Genomic DNA, 16999 nt, shown 5'->3' with positions numbered 1-16999 from the left:
AATCATGAGGAGAGATTTACTACTTTTTAACAATTTTACTGTTTATTATTTTCAAAATATGTTTTCTTCCACCAAAATCCTTCAATCCAACCACGAATAGTTCCAATTCCATAAGAGATATGGACAGAAATCATCATAAATGGAATCAATAATCGAGTGATATGAAATGGATGTGTTGAAATTTCGAAAATAGATAATCCAATAATCGCTAATAAATAAACACTCACTAATAATAAGAAAGGTAATACTGAAATACCTGCAACTAAAATAGTTGCTAATAAAGTACTTACAAAAATTCCAGGTACAAAATGGAATAAAGATAAGCATTCACGACATACATGACTTGTTAATCCAATCCAATAACCATTTCCATATTTTTGTTTTAACATTTTTGAGAAGGTAGGACGAATATATTGGAAAGATTCAATCGAAGTATCATACCAAATTTTAAATCCATTTTTACGGATACGATAATGAAACTCGTTATCTTCCGTACGAACTAATTTTTCATCAAAATATCCTACTTTTTCAATGACTTCTTTATGATACATACCTTGGAATACAGAATCGACATAACGACTCTCATCACCTTTACGATAATTAGCGATGCTACTCCCTAACGCAGATTCTTCTACAATGTGTAATGTCTTCGCTAATTCATCATCTGTTTCAACAATCGTTGGTCTTCTTCCCCCGCAAACTCTTTCTCCTCTTTCAATCACATTTACATTTTTTTCAATGAAATCTTCTGGAATATGAGAATGAGCATCAATTTTTAAATAACAATCTCCATCTGAATGTTTAAATCCTAAATTTAAACCTGTATTCAATGTTTTCTTAGGATTATCAAAAATCTTAATCGCATAAAATTCATGTTGATATTTTTCTTGAAACTCATTCATTAAACTTCTTGTTCGGTCTGTTGACATCGCATTAATTAAAACAATTTCAATTTGTTTATGTGGATAAGTTTGATGTACTAAACTTTCAAAAATTGCTGGTAAATAATTTTCTTCGTTATAAGCGCTAATTGATACTGAAACTAACATAATTTCTCCTTAATCTGTGTTTATGAAAAGAAGGCTGGAGCATTGTCCAGCCTTCTCTATTTTATTTCTTTTTATTCGCAATATCAATTAATTCATCGTGTAATTCTTGTTCTGAATAATCTTCAAACTTTTCAATAAAGTCATAAACACGATCAATTTTTGAATTGTCTGCAATTCCAATATGAATTTTAGGGAAGATTTGTTTTGGATTAATTTCTCCCTCGTTCAATAACTCTTCATACATTTTTTCACCAGGACGTAAACCAGTAAATTTAATTTCAATATCATCTTCACTGTAACCTGATAAACGGATTAGATTTTTCGCTAAATCAACAATACGAACTGGTTTGCCCATATCTAATACGAAAATTTCTCCTCCACGTGCAAGAGAGCCAGCTTGAATTACTAATTGTGCTGCTTCTGGAATCGTCATAAAGTAACGAACGATATCTGGGTGAGTTACTGTAATTGGTCCACCTTTAGCAATTTGTTTCTTAAATAATGGAATAACAGAACCTCTTGATCCTAATACATTCCCAAAACGTACAGCTACATATTTCGTTGAATCACTCTTCGTTGCCATATCTTGAACAATCATTTCGCATAAGCGTTTTGTTGCTCCCATAATATTCGGTGGGTTAACAGCTTTATCCGTTGAAATCATTACAAATGTTTTTACTTTTGCATGATTAGCAGCTTCAGCAACATTACGAGTCCCTAAAATATTATTTTTCACTGCTTCTCTTGGATTAATCTCCATTAGAGGCACATGTTTATGTGCTGCAGCATGATACACAACGTCTGGACGGTATTTTTCCATTACTTCAAAAATACGTTTTCTATCTTGAACATCAGCAATAACAGGCGTAATTCTAAAATGTTCTGCATATTTTCCAAGTAATTCCATATTTAATTGATAAATACTATTTTCTCCATGTCCTAAAATAATCAATTCTTTTGGACGGAATGAAGAAACTTGTCGACAAATTTCAGAACCGATTGAGCCACCTGCTCCAGTTACTAAAATACGTTTTCCACGCAATTGTTTTTCAATTAACGTTTGATCCAATTCAACTGGATCTCGACCAAGTAAATCTTCGATTTCAACATTTCTTAATTGTTGTACATGTAAATTTCCTGACATTACTTCATCAATATTTGGAAGAATGACACATTCTGCTCCAGTTTTACGTGCAACATCATATACTTCGTTTAATTTTTTATTTGGCAACGAAGGCATTGCAATAACAACTTTTGTAATTCCCATTTGTTGAACAATTTTTTCAATATCTTTTGTTGTTCCTAAAATACGAACGCCATAAATATCTTTTCTTTGTTTTTCTGGATCATCATCAACAAAGGCTACTGGCATCATTCTCATTTTTGGATGCATTAACATTTGACGTACTAATAAAGTTCCTGCTGCTCCTGCCCCAACAATTAAAGTTGGTTTTGCATTTTCCATGACAACACTATCTACAAAGTACTCTCTAAAAATACGCATCGAAAGACGAACGCCACCTACTGCACAGACAAGTAATAGCCATAAGACTACTACAAATTGCCAAGTTACTAATGTTTTAAACCAAACAATTCCTGCAATGGTTGAAACAATGACTGCAGCACTGACACATTTTACAACAGTAATGACTTCATAAACACTCGCATATTCCCAATCTCTCCAATATAAATTTAAGAAATAAGAAAACACATAATAAGCTGCAAGTGATAATAATGCAGTAACTGTTAATGCATGGATATTACGAATTAATCCTTCAGTTACAAGTCTAAAACTTAAAAATACAGAACCTAGTACGATGATTGAGTCTAATACGAATAGTAATAAAATTTTTAATCGATTATTCATCTACACTTCTCCTTACTCCATCATTAAGCTTCTAATACTTCTTGAACGACTTCTTTATAGTTTTTCACAATATATTGAATATCTTCGTCAGAAAGTAAAGTGTGTAATGGTAAGGTTACTTCATTTTCGAAATAACGATATGCATTCGGATAATCTTTAATATCGAATCCTAAATTTTTATAGGCTGTTAATAATGGTAATGGTTTATAGTGGACATTACATGAAATACCACGTTCTGCCATTTTTTCAATAATTTTACCTCTTTGTTCGTAAGAAGCTCCATTTACTCTTGTAATATATAAGTGTCTTGAAGATTCATAATAATCTGTTTGATGTGGTAAAACTTGAATCACATCAGATTTTAAACCAGCATCTAATTGGTTTACGATTTCTTTTCTACGATTTAAAATTCCTTCATAACGCTCTAATTGGGCTAAACCAATGGCAGCCATAATATCTGCCATATTACATTTGTACCCTGGAATTTCAATATCATATTCCCATGAACCTGGTTTTGTCTTCGCTAAGGCATCTTTTGTTTGTCCATGTAAGGAATAAATTTGGAATGCACGATAAATTTCTTCATCATCTAAACCATTTTTAGGATTCCAAGTAATACAGCCACCTTCAGCAGTTGTTAAATTCTTAACGGCATGGAATGAATAAGAAGCAAAGTCAGCCACTTGTGCAACTGATAAACCATTAATCGTTGTTCCCATCGCATGAGCTGAATCTGAAACTACAATGATTCGATTAAAGCGAGCTTGAAGTGCATTGTTGGCTGAGAATAAGTCTTTTTTCTTCTCTACTACTTCAAAAATACGTGTATAGTCACAAGGTACTCCACCTAATTCAACTGGAATAATCACTTTAGTTGCTGGTGTTATTGCTTGTTCTAATAAATCATAATTCATTTCATAATGATTTTCTTGAATATCTACTAATACTGGAGTTGCTCCAACATGTTCGATGACACTACATGAAGCTGTATAAGTATAAGCCGGAACGATGACTTCGTCTCCTTCACCAATTCCTAATACTCGTAAAGCTAATTCCAAAGCAGCTGTTGCTGAATTTAAACAAACTGTTTTATCCGTTCCTAAATATGCTGCTAATTGTCTTTCAAACTCTTTTGTTTTTGGTCCAGTTGTAAGCCAACCTGATTTAAGCACTTCTGTTACTAATTCAATTTCTCGATTGCTAATATCTGGTGGTGAAAATGGAATATTTCTAATCATGTCTCTTAACCTCCGAATGTTTATTTACTATCTTAAAACAGCAAATACAGTTTGAAGCATTACTTTTATATCTTGAGCAACACTTACTTCTTCAATATAATCGATATTATATTGCATTTTTTCTGGAAGGATTTTTTGGATATAAGCTTCATCAGCTGTTAATCCTTTCTCCATCCATTTAGAAATTTTATCTGCTTCATTTCTAAACTCAATACTTGATTTTGAAGTAATTCCTGCTGGTAACAATAATGTAACCATCATTTCTTCAGAATAGGCATCTACATATTTCTGTACCTCAGGACGAGTTCCTACAAAACTCATATCTCCAATTAACACATTAATCAATTGTGGTACTTCATCTAAACGGAAACTTCTAATCTTTTTCCCAATTTTTGTAATTCTTGAATCATTATCTTGAGTTACTAATGGTCCCATTTTATCGGCATTCATTACCATTGTACGGAATTTGAAAATTCTAAATACTCTTCCATATGTCGTAATTCGTTGCTGTCGATAAAATACTGGGCCGCCATCTTCTAGCTTAATACAAATACTTAAAACTAAAAATACTGGCGATAATAGTACTAAAAGAATTAATGACAAACAGATGTCAAAAAGACGTTTGAAAACCAACGTCGTTTTTTTCTTTTTCAGTACTTCCATTGCTTTTAAAGTATAATGATTTCTCATAAATTCTGGCATTTGATGTTCTGTTTTCATATCTACTCCTCTCATGCCTAATAAACCTTCATCATTATAGCACAAATTCCATCACTGGAATAGCTTTCCAATAGTTTTTTAATAAAACAAGGAAAGTTTTCTGAGTTTTTCTTAATATTTTTGATAATCTTCCTTTTGTTTTCCTTAATTGCAACAAAAAAGACTTTTCATATAGTCATAGAGTTAAACTATGCTAGATTAGAAAAGTCAATTTTATTTAATTTTTATAAATGCTGAATTAAATTCTTCCAAATTTCTTTTGCTAATAAATGTTTAGAAACTTTCGGCAATAAAATTTCTTGACCAGTTTTTGATAGAATAGTTACTTGATGCATATCGGCACCAAAACCAATAGACTGATCTGAAACATCATTTGCAATAATAAAATCTGCATTTTTCTTAACTAGCTTTTGTTTAGCAAACTCAATGACTTGATGCGTTTCTGCTGCAAATCCGATAACTGTTTGCCCTTCTTTTTTCAAACTTCCTAATTGTTTTAAAATATCTGGATTTTTGACTAGAGTTAAAGTAATTTCATCTTTATCATCTGTTTTTTTCATTTTTTGAGTTGCTGGTTCTTTTACTCGATAATCTGATACTGCAGCTACCATAATGGCAATGTCTACTGATGAAAAATGATTCAATACTTTTTCTTGCATGTCTCTAGCAGATTCAACATACTCAATTTTCAATCCATTAGGAACAGGTAAAGTAGTTGTCGCAGAAATTAAAATAACTTCTGCACCTTTTTTGACAGCATCTTCTGCTAATGCATACCCCATTTTCCCAGAAGAATCATTCGAAATATAGCGAACTGGATCAATTCTTTCTTTCGTTCCACCTGCCGTAATTAAAACTTTTTTCCCTAATAATGGCTGTTCTTCTTGCTCAAACAAATTCATTTCTTTTATTTGTTGCAGAACTTCCTCAGGTTCAGGTAATCTTCCTTTTCCTGAATATCCTTCTGCTAAGAAACCCACCGTTGGTTCAATGAAATGAACACCCTCTTTTTGTAATTGGGTACAATTTCTTACTGTAGCTGGATTTTCCCACATATGTTCATTCATAGCAGGAACAATCACTTTAGGAGCAGTTGTAGCAAGTAATGCACTTGTCACAAAATTATCTGCAATTCCATTTGCCATCTTTGCAATTGTATTGGCTGTTGCTGGGATGACAATCGCTAATTCACTCCAGTCTGCAAAATGAATATGTTGAACAACTGATGGGTCATTTTCATCAAAAGTATCCACCATTACTTTTTCTTTCGTTAATACTTGAAACGTCAAAGGTGAAACAAATTGACAAGCTGCTTGAGTCATTGCAACTTTTACTTGTGCACCTTCTTTAATTAATAATCTTACAAATAAAAGAGCTTTATATGCTGCAATTCCTCCTGTAACATATACTGCTACTTTCTTTTGATTAAGCATTCTTCATTCTCCGTTTTTCCATTAATTTTAAAAGAACTCCACCCACAACTGGTACAATAATAGCAGAAGCAATTGCTTCTGGAACTCCATTTGTTCCAACAATCGTCATTAAAAATACTGGCAATTCACCAAGAGTTTTTTGTAATTTTTCAGCATATTGATTTCCTATAAGGAAATAAATTAAAGATAATACTAGAGTTGTGTTTAATAAACTTCCGAATGCTCCTACAATACTCATTCTCAAATGATTAGATGAAATAACTTTTTGTAAAGCTACGAAAAGTAGTCCGGAAAGTAATCCAACTAGTGCTCGAGGAACAATTGAAATTAAAGGATTTGTAAACACTAATAAACTAATGGCACTTCCTGAAGTAAATGCTCGAATAAAAGAGCATACACCCCAAACCGTTCCTAGTAATAATCCCGTTTGCCACCCCATTATACAAGCACCAATAATCACTGTAATATGAATAATCGTAATATCAATGACTACTAATGGTAAATTCCCTAAAAATGGAATAAAACTTTGTAAAATAATAATTGAAATTAAAATGGCTGTGAAAACCAATTGAAAAATTTTATCTTTTTTCATATAAACACCCCTATTTACATTTTTCCATCATTATACTCTTTGATTTTGTTACATGCAATGAAAAATCACTTCCTAGTATCTTTCTTTAACTTTTTTCCTTCAATTGAGCACTAAAAGCGGTTGATTTCTCATACGATTAGCATTTTTTATTTATTTTCAAAATACGCTCGTACTTTTGGAGCAACCTCACATCCAAATAATTCAATCGCTTTTAAAATATCTTCATGTTGCATAGAACCTAATGGTAAATGTAACATGAAGCGATCTAGCCCCAATACTTCAATCATTTTAATTAATTTATTGGCTACTGTATCAGGGCTACCAACTAGCATTGCTCCTTCTGGACTAACACTTGATAAATATTGTTCAAATGTTAATGGTTGCCAAAATGGACGGTCTTTTGAAATAGCATCGACAACTTGTTTAGTTGGATGGAAATATTTTTGAATCGCTTCTTCATCTGTTTCAGCAATAAATCCCCAAGAATGAGATGCTACTTTTAATTGTTTTTCAGAGTATCCTGAGGCAATTCCAATTTTTTTATAATAATTGATTAATCCTTTAAAATTCTCATACTTTCCACCAATAATGGCATATGCAATCGGCAACCCTTTTCGTGCAATTTTAACGGTAGATTCTGCATTTCCACCAGTTGCTACCCAAATCGGAAAATCTTCTTGAACAGCACGTGGATATACTCCTTTATGATTAACTGTTTGAGTCAACTTCCCTTGCCAATCTAATATTTCTTCTTCCTTAATTTTTTCAAGCATCTCCAATTTTTCATCAAATAATTCTTCATAGTTGGATAAACTATAACCAAACAGTGGGAATGATTCTGTAAAAGAACCACGTCCTACCATAATTTCACTTCGTCCATTTGAAATGGCATCAATAGTTGCATATTGTTGATACACCCGTATTGGATCAGAAGAAGATAATACTGTTACTGCTGAACTTAATTTAATATTCTTTGTAACAGCCGCTCCTGCTGCCAATATAATTTCTGGCGCTGAAACCGCAAAATCTTTACGATGATGCTCACCAATCGCATAAATATCCAAACCCACTTCATCTGCTAACTTCATCTCTTCTATTAATTCACGAATGCGTTCATCATGTGTAGGAGTAATGCCTGTTTCTTCAATTTCAGTTGTTTCACCAAAAGTACTAATTCCTAATTCAATCATGAGACTTCTCCTTTATTCTTCAATATCAAAACAATTGTCTCAAATTTAAGAATCTTAGTCGATTTTTTTGCTTATCGACATATACATCGTTAGAAACAAAAAAAGAGTGAGATTTATCTCACTCTAAATCATTTCAAATTATAATTTTGAAACTGCTTCTTCAACTAATGCTTCAACTTCTTGTACTGTTGCACATTCATTGATTGCTTTATCTGCTAATGCTTTCATATCTTCTAATGTTAATTTAGAAATTAAGCTACGTGTTTTTAATACACTTGATGCAGACATTGAGAACTCATCTAAGCCTAAACCAACAAGTAATGGTACAGCTGTTTGATCTCCAGCCATTTCTCCACACATTCCAGCCCATTTACCTTCTTTATGAGCTGAATCAATCACATGTTTAATTAATGTTAAGATTGATGGATTATATGGTTGGTATAAGTATGAAACGCGTTCGTTCATACGGTCAGCAGCCATTGTATATTGAATTAAGTCATTTGTTCCAATACTGAAGAAATCAACTTCTTTTGCAAATTGATGTGCTAATACTGCTGCTGCAGGAATTTCAATCATAATCCCTACTTGAATGTCGTCGCTAACTGCAACACCTTCTGCAACTAATTTAGCTTTTTCTTCTAATAATAATGCTTTTGCTCCACGGAAATCGTTTAATGTCGCAATCATTGGGAACATGATACGTAATTTACCGTAAACTGATGCACGTAATAATGCACGTAATTGAGTACGGAACATTTCAGGTTCGTTTAATGAAATACGAATCGCACGGTATCCTAAGAATGGATTCATTTCGTGTGGTAATGGTAAGTATGGTAATTCTTTATCCCCACCAATGTCCATTGTACGAACAACAACAGGTTTACCATTCATTCCTTCTAATACAGCTTTATACGCTTCAAATTGGTCTTCTTCAGTTGGCATATCATGAGAATCCATATATAAGAATTCAGTACGATATAATCCAACACCTTCAGCACCATTATTGATTACTCCTTCTAAATCTTTTGGAGTTCCAATGTTTGCTGCTAATTCCACTTGATGACCATCTTTTGTAAATGTATCAGCATCTTTTAATTTTTCCCATTCAGCTTGTTGCGCTGCAAATGCTTCTGCTTTCGCACGGTATTCAGCAACTACATCTTCAGAAGGGTTTAAGAATACATCTCCTGATAAACCATCGATAATGATTAAATCACCATCTTTAGCTAATGATGTAATTTCTTTTGTACCTACAATTGCAGGAATTTCTAATGAACGAGCCATAATCGCTGAGTGAGAAGTACGTCCACCGATATCTGTTACGAATGCCTTAACATATTGACGATTTAATTGAGCTGTATCACTTGGAGTTAAGTCTCCAGCAACAACCACCACTTCATCTTTGATTGTAGCAGGGCTAGGGATTTTAACACCTAATAAATTCGCTAAAATACGTTTTGATACGTCACGGATATCCGCTGCACGTTCTTGCATATATGGATTATCTTCCATACCAGCAAAAATGCTAATAAACATATCTGAAACTTCTTTTAAAGCATGTTCAGCATTTACTTTTTGAGAAGTAATTGCATCTTTTACTTGACCCACTAATTCAGGATCACTTAATACCATTAAGTGAGCTTCAAATACTTGAGCTTCTTCTTCTCCTAAATTTTTTAATGCTGTTTCTTTAATTAATTCAATTTCTTTTGTAGAAACTGCTAAAGCTTCTTCTAAACGAGAGATTTCTTTATCTGTGTTTTCTACACTAATTTTTGTAAAGCTTAAATCTGGCTCAGTTAATGTATAAACTTTTGCAATTGCAATACCATCGCTGGCTGCAATACCTTGTAAAGTTGGTTTCATATTACTCAGCTAATCCTTCTTTTTTCATTGTTTCTTCGATTCCAGCAAGAGCTTCTGCTGCATCTTCACCATCAGCTGTAATCACTACGTCAGCACCTTGACCAACACCTAATGACATAACCCCCATGATTGATTTTAAGTTAACAGATTTACCTTTGTATTCTAATTGAATATCTGAAGCAAATTTGCTAGCTGTTTGAACTAATAATGTCGCTGGACGAGCGTGAATTCCTGTTTCTGCAATTACGTGATATTCTTTCTTTTCCATGAAAAAAACTCCTTTGAAAATAAATTTTTATTAAGGATTGTAACAATTACTAGTATGACTAGCAAACGTATACACTCCTCTCATTAAGTTAGGTTACCATGTTTTTATAATTTTAACAACTATTTCTATCCATATTTTAATAAATTTTTTATCATAAATTACTTCCTCTATTTCTAAAAAAGCTTTTTTTATTTTTTTGAATTTAAATAATGAATTTTTCAGAAAAAAAGAGTACAATAGTAGAAAGAGATTACAGTAAAGGGTGTATGAAAATGAAGTTAATTGATATTACGAATAGTCATTTAAAACTTGTTAAAGAACAATTAGCCAATACGGATGCATTTTTCGTAAAAGTGTATTCATTAGGTCAAACAACCGTTATTTATGAAGATGCTGCTACTCATAAAGATATTGTTATTATCAATCGTAAACGTCGTGTGAAAGATAATGAAATTGAATTTGTTGTTCATCGTTTACTTCATACAAACTGCGAAGGTTTAGATATCATTTATGCTGATAACTTTGTTGAAATTAGTATTCCAGTAGAGAAACCAAAAATACATTTTTCTTAGAATGTTCTTAAGGACACCTGTACTGTCACAATGTAGAATTAAAAAAAACGAGATTGAATTTGTTCAATCTCGTTTTTACTTTTAATTTTAAGATAATTGATTTCGCCACTCTAATAATTTTTCCACATCATCTTGGTGAATAGTTCCTGATGCTACTGCTTCTTCTATCAAAACAGGATAATTGGTTAGTGTAGTATATTCCACTTCTTCTTGCGAAAAAGCTTCATGAGCTTTAGTTAACTCATAACTAAAAATTGCTACAACTCCTAATACTTCAGCTCCAGCTTCTCTTAGAGCTTTTGCGACTTTTAAAGATGATAAACCAGTAGAAATTAAATCTTCAATAATAACTACTTTTTGTCCTTCTAATACTCTTCCTTCAATTTGATTTGTTTTTCCATGTTTTTTTGCAGTATCTCGAACATAAATCATCGGTAAATCTAACACTTCACTGACCCAAGCAGCATGAGGAATACCTGCTGTTGCAGTTCCAGCTATAACTTCTACTACTGGATATTTTTCTTTTATGACTTCTACCATTCCTGCAGCAATTTCTTTACGAATACTTGGATAAGACATTGTAATTCGATTATCACAATAAATTGGTGATTTAATGCCTGATGTCCATGTAAAATAATCATTTGGTCTTAATGCTACAGCTTCAATCGCTAATAATTCTTTGGCAAGTTTATGTTGTATTGTCATATTCTTCTCCTTTATTTTGTAAATTGTTCTTTAATAAAATGATATACTTCTACTGGATTTTCTGCCTTTGTAATAGAACGACCTACAACGATATGCGTACTTCCTTCAAGACTTGCAACTTTAGGAGTTGCCACACGTTTTTGATCGCCTACTTCATCTGTTTCAAGTCGAATTCCGGGAGTCACTTTTAAGAAGTCTTCTCCACAATTTTCAGTAATTTTTCCAGCTTCCCAAACAGATGAAACAACTCCATCTAAACCTGCTTGTTTTGCTAACTTCGCATAATGAATGACACTTTCCTCTAAAGAAAGAGGGATACATTGATACTCTCTCATATCTTGTTCTGAAGTAGAAGTTAATTGAGTAATGGCAATAACATTTGTGTCAAAACTTCCACCATCTACCATCCCTTGTTTAGCTGCTTTTAGCATTTCATAGCCACCTGCAGCATGTACGGTTAAAATATCGACATGGAACTGTGCCAATCCTTTAGATGCACCATAAACTGTATTTGGAATATCATGTAATTTCAAGTCCAAAAAGATTTTATGTCCTAATGTTTTAATTTTTTCAACGACTACTTGTCCATTTTGTAAATATAATTCGAGCCCTATTTTTACAAATAATTTTTCATCACCAAATTTTTCTAAAAATTCTAATGATTCCTCCACTGTTGGAAAATCTAATGCAACAATGACTTCTTTTTTCATCCTACCACTCCTTCTTTATTGATAAGCTCGTCCACGCAACTCTAGTAGATGATGCACTCCTAATTCATCAAGAGCACCTTCTAATCGATCAATAATTTTTGGACAAACATACGGATCTGTAAAGTTTGCTGTTCCAACTGCCACCGCACTTGCTCCTGCTGAAATAAAATCAATGACATCCCATTCATCCATAATACCGCCCATTCCAATAATAGGGATATTGACTGCTTGCGACACTAAATAGACCATTCGAATGGCTACAGGTTTAATTGCTGGTCCAGATAATCCACCCGTTACGTTCGCAATAATGGGCTTCCCTGTTTTTCTATCTAAACGAATCCCTACTAATGTATTGATCATCGTGATTCCGTCTGCCCCGCCTTCTTCAACGGATTTTGCCATTGAAACAATATCTGTTACATTGGGAGATAGTTTTACATAGACAGGTACGCTAGAAGCCGCTTTTACTTTTTCTGTTAATGTTCTGGCAACACATGGATCTGTTCCAAATTGAATTCCTCCATGTTTTACATTTGGACAAGAAATATTTAATTCTAATGCATGAACATTGGGAGTTTTACTAATATGTTCTGCAACATAAACATAGTCTTCAATTTCACTTCCAGCAACATTCGCAATAATTGGTACATCATATTTTTCTAAAGCTTTTAATTTAGTCTCCATTATTTCATGCACCCCTGGATTTTGTAACCCAATCGCATTCAACATTCCACTAGAAGTTTCTGCCACCCGAGGAGTTGGATTCCCAAATCGTGGTTCCTTTGTTGCTGCTTTAATCATAATGGCGCCTAATTTACTTAAATCATAAAAATGAGCATATTCTAAGCCAAATGCAAAGCAACCAGAGGCTGGCATAATAGGATTCTTCAAATCTAAACCTGGTAATTTCACTCTTAATCTCTCGCTCATCATTTCCTCCTATAGTGCTAACTCTCTTGTGTCATATACAGGCCCATCATAACAAACTCTTGAAATTGTGCCGTCCTTTTTCTCGCAAACACAGGCATAACAAGCTCCTACTCCACAAGCCATTCGCTCTTCTAACGATACATACCCCATTTTTTCCTCATCCATTTGAGTTAAGGCTTTTAACATGGCAAATGGTCCGCAACTAAAATATTTATGGTAGTCTACTGCATATTTTTTTATAACATCTGTTACAAAACCTTTTTCACCATAACTACCATCAGCAGTTGCAATATACGTTGTTCCAAGTTGTGCAAATTCATCTTCATAAAAGACATCTTTAATATTATTAAATCCTAATATATGAATGGTTTGGATTCCTTTTTTCTGAAATTGCTTCGCTAATTCATACAATGGAGGTACACCAATTCCACCACCAACAATCAGAGCTGTTTGTCCTTCTTCTAAAACTTCTAAATCATATCCTTTTCCAAGTGGTCCTAAAATATCTACTATTTCTCCTTCTTTTAATTCAGAGATAATCTTCGTTCCAGCTCCATCTGCTCGATAGACGATGACAAATGATTTTTTTTCATGATTAATTTCGCAAATGGAAATCGGTCTTCTTAATAGAAATTCATAACTATTATTCACTTTAATATTGACAAATTGCCCAGGTGTCGTCATTTCTTGAACGATGTCCCCCTGTAATTCCATTCGAAATATTTTATCCGCAATTTTTTCATTACTGATAACCCTTGTCATATAAGTATCCATACAAATACTCCTTTGCCATTTTTTCATTTGCTTATTAACTGTCAAAATCATTCATAACTATAAGTCTGAAAATACTTCCTTATCTTGATAAGCAATGTTTCCTTCACATAAAGTTAACACTGGAATCCCATATATCTTCTCACCAATATAAGGAGTATTACGTCCTTTTGATAAAAATTGATTTGGATCAATCTCCATTGATTTTTCTAAATCAATAACGACTAAATCTGCGAATCCATTTTCTTTTAATCGACCATATGGCAATCCAAAGGTATCTGCTACATTTTCACTCATCTTCTTCACTAGAAAATCTAATGAAAAGACTCCTGGTTTAACGAATTTTGTATAAAGTTGACTAAAAGCTGTTTCACTACCGACTATTCCAAATGCTGCTTTTGTCATTGTTAATTCCTTTTCATGAGGTGCATGAGGTGCATGGTCTGTAGCAATTACATCAATGGTTCCATCTAATAGTCCCGCAATTAGAGCATTGCGATCTTCAGCTGATCTTAATGGTGGATTCATTTTCCACATTCCATTGTCTTCTGGAATATCCATTTCATTACTTAATAAATGATGAGGACATACCTCACACGTCACTTTAATCCCAGCAGCTTTTGCATCTCTTACGACTCTGACAGATTCTTTTGTAGAAACATGACAAACGTGGTAATGACAACCTGTTGCTTCTGCTAACAACACATCTCGAGCAATTTGAACACTTTCGCAAACAGATGGAATACCTGGCAATTGCAATTCTCTACTTCTTCTTCCACAGTGCATACAACCACCGCGAATGAGTGAATTATCTTCACAATGAGCCACAATCGCTTTATCAAGACTTGCAGCAACTTTCATTGATTCAAACATCATATTCGCATCTTGAACGCCACGACCATCATCACTAAAGGCAAAAACGAAATTTGCTAGTTCTTTAAAATCGGCATATTCTTTTCCTTGCTCTCCTTTTGTAATTGCTCCAAAAGGAATAGCACGAATCACTGAATCACGTTCAATAATATCTAATTGCAATTTTAAATTTTCATAACAATCTGGAACAGGATTTAAGTTCGGCATTGGCATTGCAGTCGTAAATCCACCACGTGCTGCAGCTCTTGATGCATGATAAATTGTTTCCTTATATTCAAAGCCCGGTTCTCTCCAATGAACATGAACATCGATAAATCCAGGAGAAATAAATTTTCCTTTTAAATCTAAAACTTTTGCCTCAGTATTTTCAATTGAATCAGCTATTTTAAGGATTCTATCATTTTCAATTAAAATATCTTTATCAACCAAAATCCCCTGTTCTAAGATTTGACCATTTTTTAAAAGTAACATTAGTTTCTCCTTTTTTATAATTGATTATCTTTAATGATTTTTTCAATCATTGCTTGTCTCATAAACATTCCATTTTTCATTTGTTCAAAAATAACTGATTTTGGTGCTTCTACTAATTCAGATGCAATTTCTACATCACGATTGACAGGAGCTGGATGCATGACAATGGCTGTTTCTTTTAATTTTTCATATCTTTGTGGTGTTAGTCCATATTGTTCATGGTATTCTTCTTTCGTTAAGCCCATTTTTTCTGCATGTCTTTCATGTTGTACTCTTAATAGCATACATACATCTACTTCACCAATGACATCGTCAAAATCAACGACTTCTCCAAGAGTTTCATCTTTGTAAATATCTGGGCATACAAATCGAACTTTTGCTCCCAATCTTGTTAACATACGATAATTACTTTTAGCAACTCGAGAATTTTTAATATCTCCTGCAATAATGATATTTAAGTTTTCAAATGTTCCAAATTTTTCATACATTGTCATTAAATCTAATAAACATTGACTTGGATGTTCTCCACTACCATCTCCACCATTAAGAATTGGAATGTTTAAATTTTTTAAATCATCATAGTAAGCATTTTGACTGTGACGGATAACCAACATATTACAACCTAACATTTCTAAAGTTTTACAAGTATCGTATAATGTTTCACCTTTATTCACAGAAGAAGTCGCCACTTCAAAATTAATTACTTTTAATTTATGTTTATGCTCTGCAATTTCAAAACTATGTTTTGTACGAGTAGAATTTTCAAAAAACAGATTAGCAACATATAAATCATCTCTACTTTCAACATGCTTTCCGTTTTTTAATTCCAATCCACGATGAATTAATTGGAAAACTTCCTCATTTGTTAAATCTCCCATTTTTACAATATTTTTCATACAACTTCCTCCTAATTATAAAAAAATACCTTGTAATCCATAGACTACAAGGTATGTTAAATTTAAGTTATTATTTGAATGGTGATGCAAAAACTCTATACTCAAATAAGCTTGTAACGTTAAATTCAATCCCTTGTTAGCCTCTCTGGACTATTTTAAAAAGATAGTGTTTATTCCATTTTGTTACGAACTACTACTGACTGCTGAAATCTTTTTGCGACATCAATTCCTTTCGTTCGAATGCTTTCATTTCAAAGACATCCAACAATTTAAAATGAGTTGCTCATCAAAAGAATACTGTTTTTTATAAAAAAATAGCCTACTTATATAAGTAGGTTCAGCCATAAAAAACTTCGTTTTCTATCATTAAATCTTTGCTGACCTCTCTGGATCACATTAAAGATGAGTTATTCAAATTGTCAACAGTATATAGGAAAAAAATCTATTTGTCAATGACCAAATTTCATTTTTTAAGGTGAAAAGAGGAACTTTGGATATAGCATTGGCACAAAACAGTTTTGCTGGCTACTGGCGTCCTATGCTACATCAGACAAAGTCTATTTAATAACGGGCTCTCGTTAAATCACGCCAAATTAAAAAGACTTTTCGAGGTAGCAAGGGTAAGAGTAGCCACGTTGGCTACTCTTACTCGGGGAAACGCCAAGACGGTTTCACCGTCTTACTCATGACAGAAACAAAAGTTGGTATTATACTTATGTTAGAGAACAATACTAATCCGTTCGATTTATTAGGGAATTGTCGTTCCTGTCGGGGAAACTGGATGAACAGGGGCCATGAGAAAACTCGATTATGCTTAGAGCATGAAAATAAAATTACATTTTACCTTC

16 protein-coding genes are annotated in these 16999 nt (G+C 33.1%); 1 reads left to right on the top strand and 15 read right to left on the bottom strand.

Features of this window, described 5'->3' with window-relative positions:
• Positions 1–35: 35 nt before the first annotated feature.
• The 9 genes from RWR88_RS05135 to RWR88_RS05095 form a co-directional block, all read right to left on the bottom strand.
• A complete protein-coding gene (locus RWR88_RS05135) occupies positions 36–1049 on the bottom strand; it encodes a glycosyltransferase family 2 protein (RefSeq protein ID WP_314450928.1) in 1014 nt (337 codons plus the stop codon).
• Between the two features lie 61 nt (positions 1050–1110).
• Entirely contained in the window at positions 1111–2916 is a 1806-nt protein-coding gene (locus tag RWR88_RS05130) for a nucleoside-diphosphate sugar epimerase/dehydratase (RefSeq protein ID WP_314450927.1), read from the bottom strand.
• A gap of 23 nt (positions 2917–2939) precedes the next feature.
• Entirely contained in the window at positions 2940–4154 is a 1215-nt protein-coding gene (locus tag RWR88_RS05125; protein ID WP_314450926.1) for a DegT/DnrJ/EryC1/StrS family aminotransferase, read from the bottom strand.
• Between the two features lie 27 nt (positions 4155–4181).
• A complete protein-coding gene (locus tag RWR88_RS05120) occupies positions 4182–4874 on the bottom strand; it encodes a sugar transferase (protein ID WP_314450925.1) in 693 nt (230 codons plus the stop codon).
• 224 nt (positions 4875–5098) lie between these two features.
• Positions 5099–6307 (bottom strand): bifunctional phosphopantothenoylcysteine decarboxylase/phosphopantothenate--cysteine ligase CoaBC, encoded by a 1209-nt coding sequence (coaBC, locus tag RWR88_RS05115; protein ID WP_314450924.1) that lies wholly within the window; start codon positions 6305–6307, stop codon positions 5099–5101.
• Positions 6300–6899: an ECF transporter S component gene (locus tag RWR88_RS05110; RefSeq protein WP_314349367.1), complete on the bottom strand. Its 600-nt coding sequence runs from the start codon at positions 6897–6899 to the stop codon at positions 6300–6302. The genes coaBC and RWR88_RS05110 overlap by 8 nt, the downstream gene beginning before the upstream one ends.
• Positions 6900–7045: 146 nt before the next feature.
• Entirely contained in the window at positions 7046–8089 is a 1044-nt protein-coding gene (locus tag RWR88_RS05105) for an LLM class flavin-dependent oxidoreductase (RefSeq protein WP_314450923.1), read from the bottom strand.
• Between the two features lie 138 nt (positions 8090–8227).
• Positions 8228–9955, bottom strand: a complete 1728-nt coding sequence (gene ptsP / locus RWR88_RS05100; RefSeq protein ID WP_314450922.1) for a phosphoenolpyruvate--protein phosphotransferase — start codon at positions 9953–9955, stop codon at positions 8228–8230.
• Between the two features lies 1 nt (position 9956).
• Positions 9957–10223, bottom strand: coding sequence for a phosphocarrier protein HPr (locus tag RWR88_RS05095; protein ID WP_314077390.1), 267 nt, complete (start codon positions 10221–10223; stop codon positions 9957–9959).
• Between the two features lie 272 nt (positions 10224–10495).
• Between RWR88_RS05095 and RWR88_RS05090 the strand changes: the two genes are divergently transcribed.
• Complete coding sequence (locus tag RWR88_RS05090; RefSeq protein ID WP_314450921.1) at positions 10496–10795, top strand: DUF1827 family protein; 300 nt, start codon at positions 10496–10498, stop codon at positions 10793–10795.
• 87 nt (positions 10796–10882) lie between these two features.
• On the opposite strand, the gene pyrE is transcribed toward RWR88_RS05090, so the two are convergent.
• From pyrE to RWR88_RS05060, 6 genes are read right to left on the bottom strand one after another with little or no spacing between them, the layout of a single operon-like run.
• Positions 10883–11500, bottom strand: coding sequence for an orotate phosphoribosyltransferase (gene pyrE / locus RWR88_RS05085; RefSeq protein ID WP_314450920.1), 618 nt, complete (start codon positions 11498–11500; stop codon positions 10883–10885).
• A gap of 11 nt (positions 11501–11511) precedes the next feature.
• On the bottom strand, positions 11512–12210 hold the full coding sequence (gene pyrF / locus RWR88_RS05080; protein WP_314450919.1) for an orotidine-5'-phosphate decarboxylase: 699 nt from the start codon (positions 12208–12210) through the stop codon (positions 11512–11514).
• 15 nt (positions 12211–12225) lie between these two features.
• Complete coding sequence (locus RWR88_RS05075; RefSeq protein ID WP_314450918.1) at positions 12226–13140, bottom strand: dihydroorotate dehydrogenase; 915 nt, start codon at positions 13138–13140, stop codon at positions 12226–12228.
• Between the two features lie 9 nt (positions 13141–13149).
• Entirely contained in the window at positions 13150–13941 is a 792-nt protein-coding gene (locus RWR88_RS05070; protein ID WP_314450944.1) for a dihydroorotate dehydrogenase electron transfer subunit, read from the bottom strand.
• 30 nt (positions 13942–13971) lie between these two features.
• Positions 13972–15255: a dihydroorotase gene (locus tag RWR88_RS05065; RefSeq protein WP_314450917.1), complete on the bottom strand. Its 1284-nt coding sequence runs from the start codon at positions 15253–15255 to the stop codon at positions 13972–13974.
• 14 nt (positions 15256–15269) lie between these two features.
• Entirely contained in the window at positions 15270–16151 is an 882-nt protein-coding gene (locus tag RWR88_RS05060) for an aspartate carbamoyltransferase catalytic subunit (protein ID WP_314405878.1), read from the bottom strand.
• Positions 16152–16999: the final 848 nt, after the last annotated feature.

The organism is uncultured Granulicatella sp. (assembly GCF_963528195.1).
Classification (GTDB): Bacteria; Bacillota; Bacilli; order Lactobacillales; family Aerococcaceae; genus Granulicatella.
Note: the sequence above shows the minus strand (reverse complement) of the source record. Positions and strands in the feature narration are given on the sequence as shown.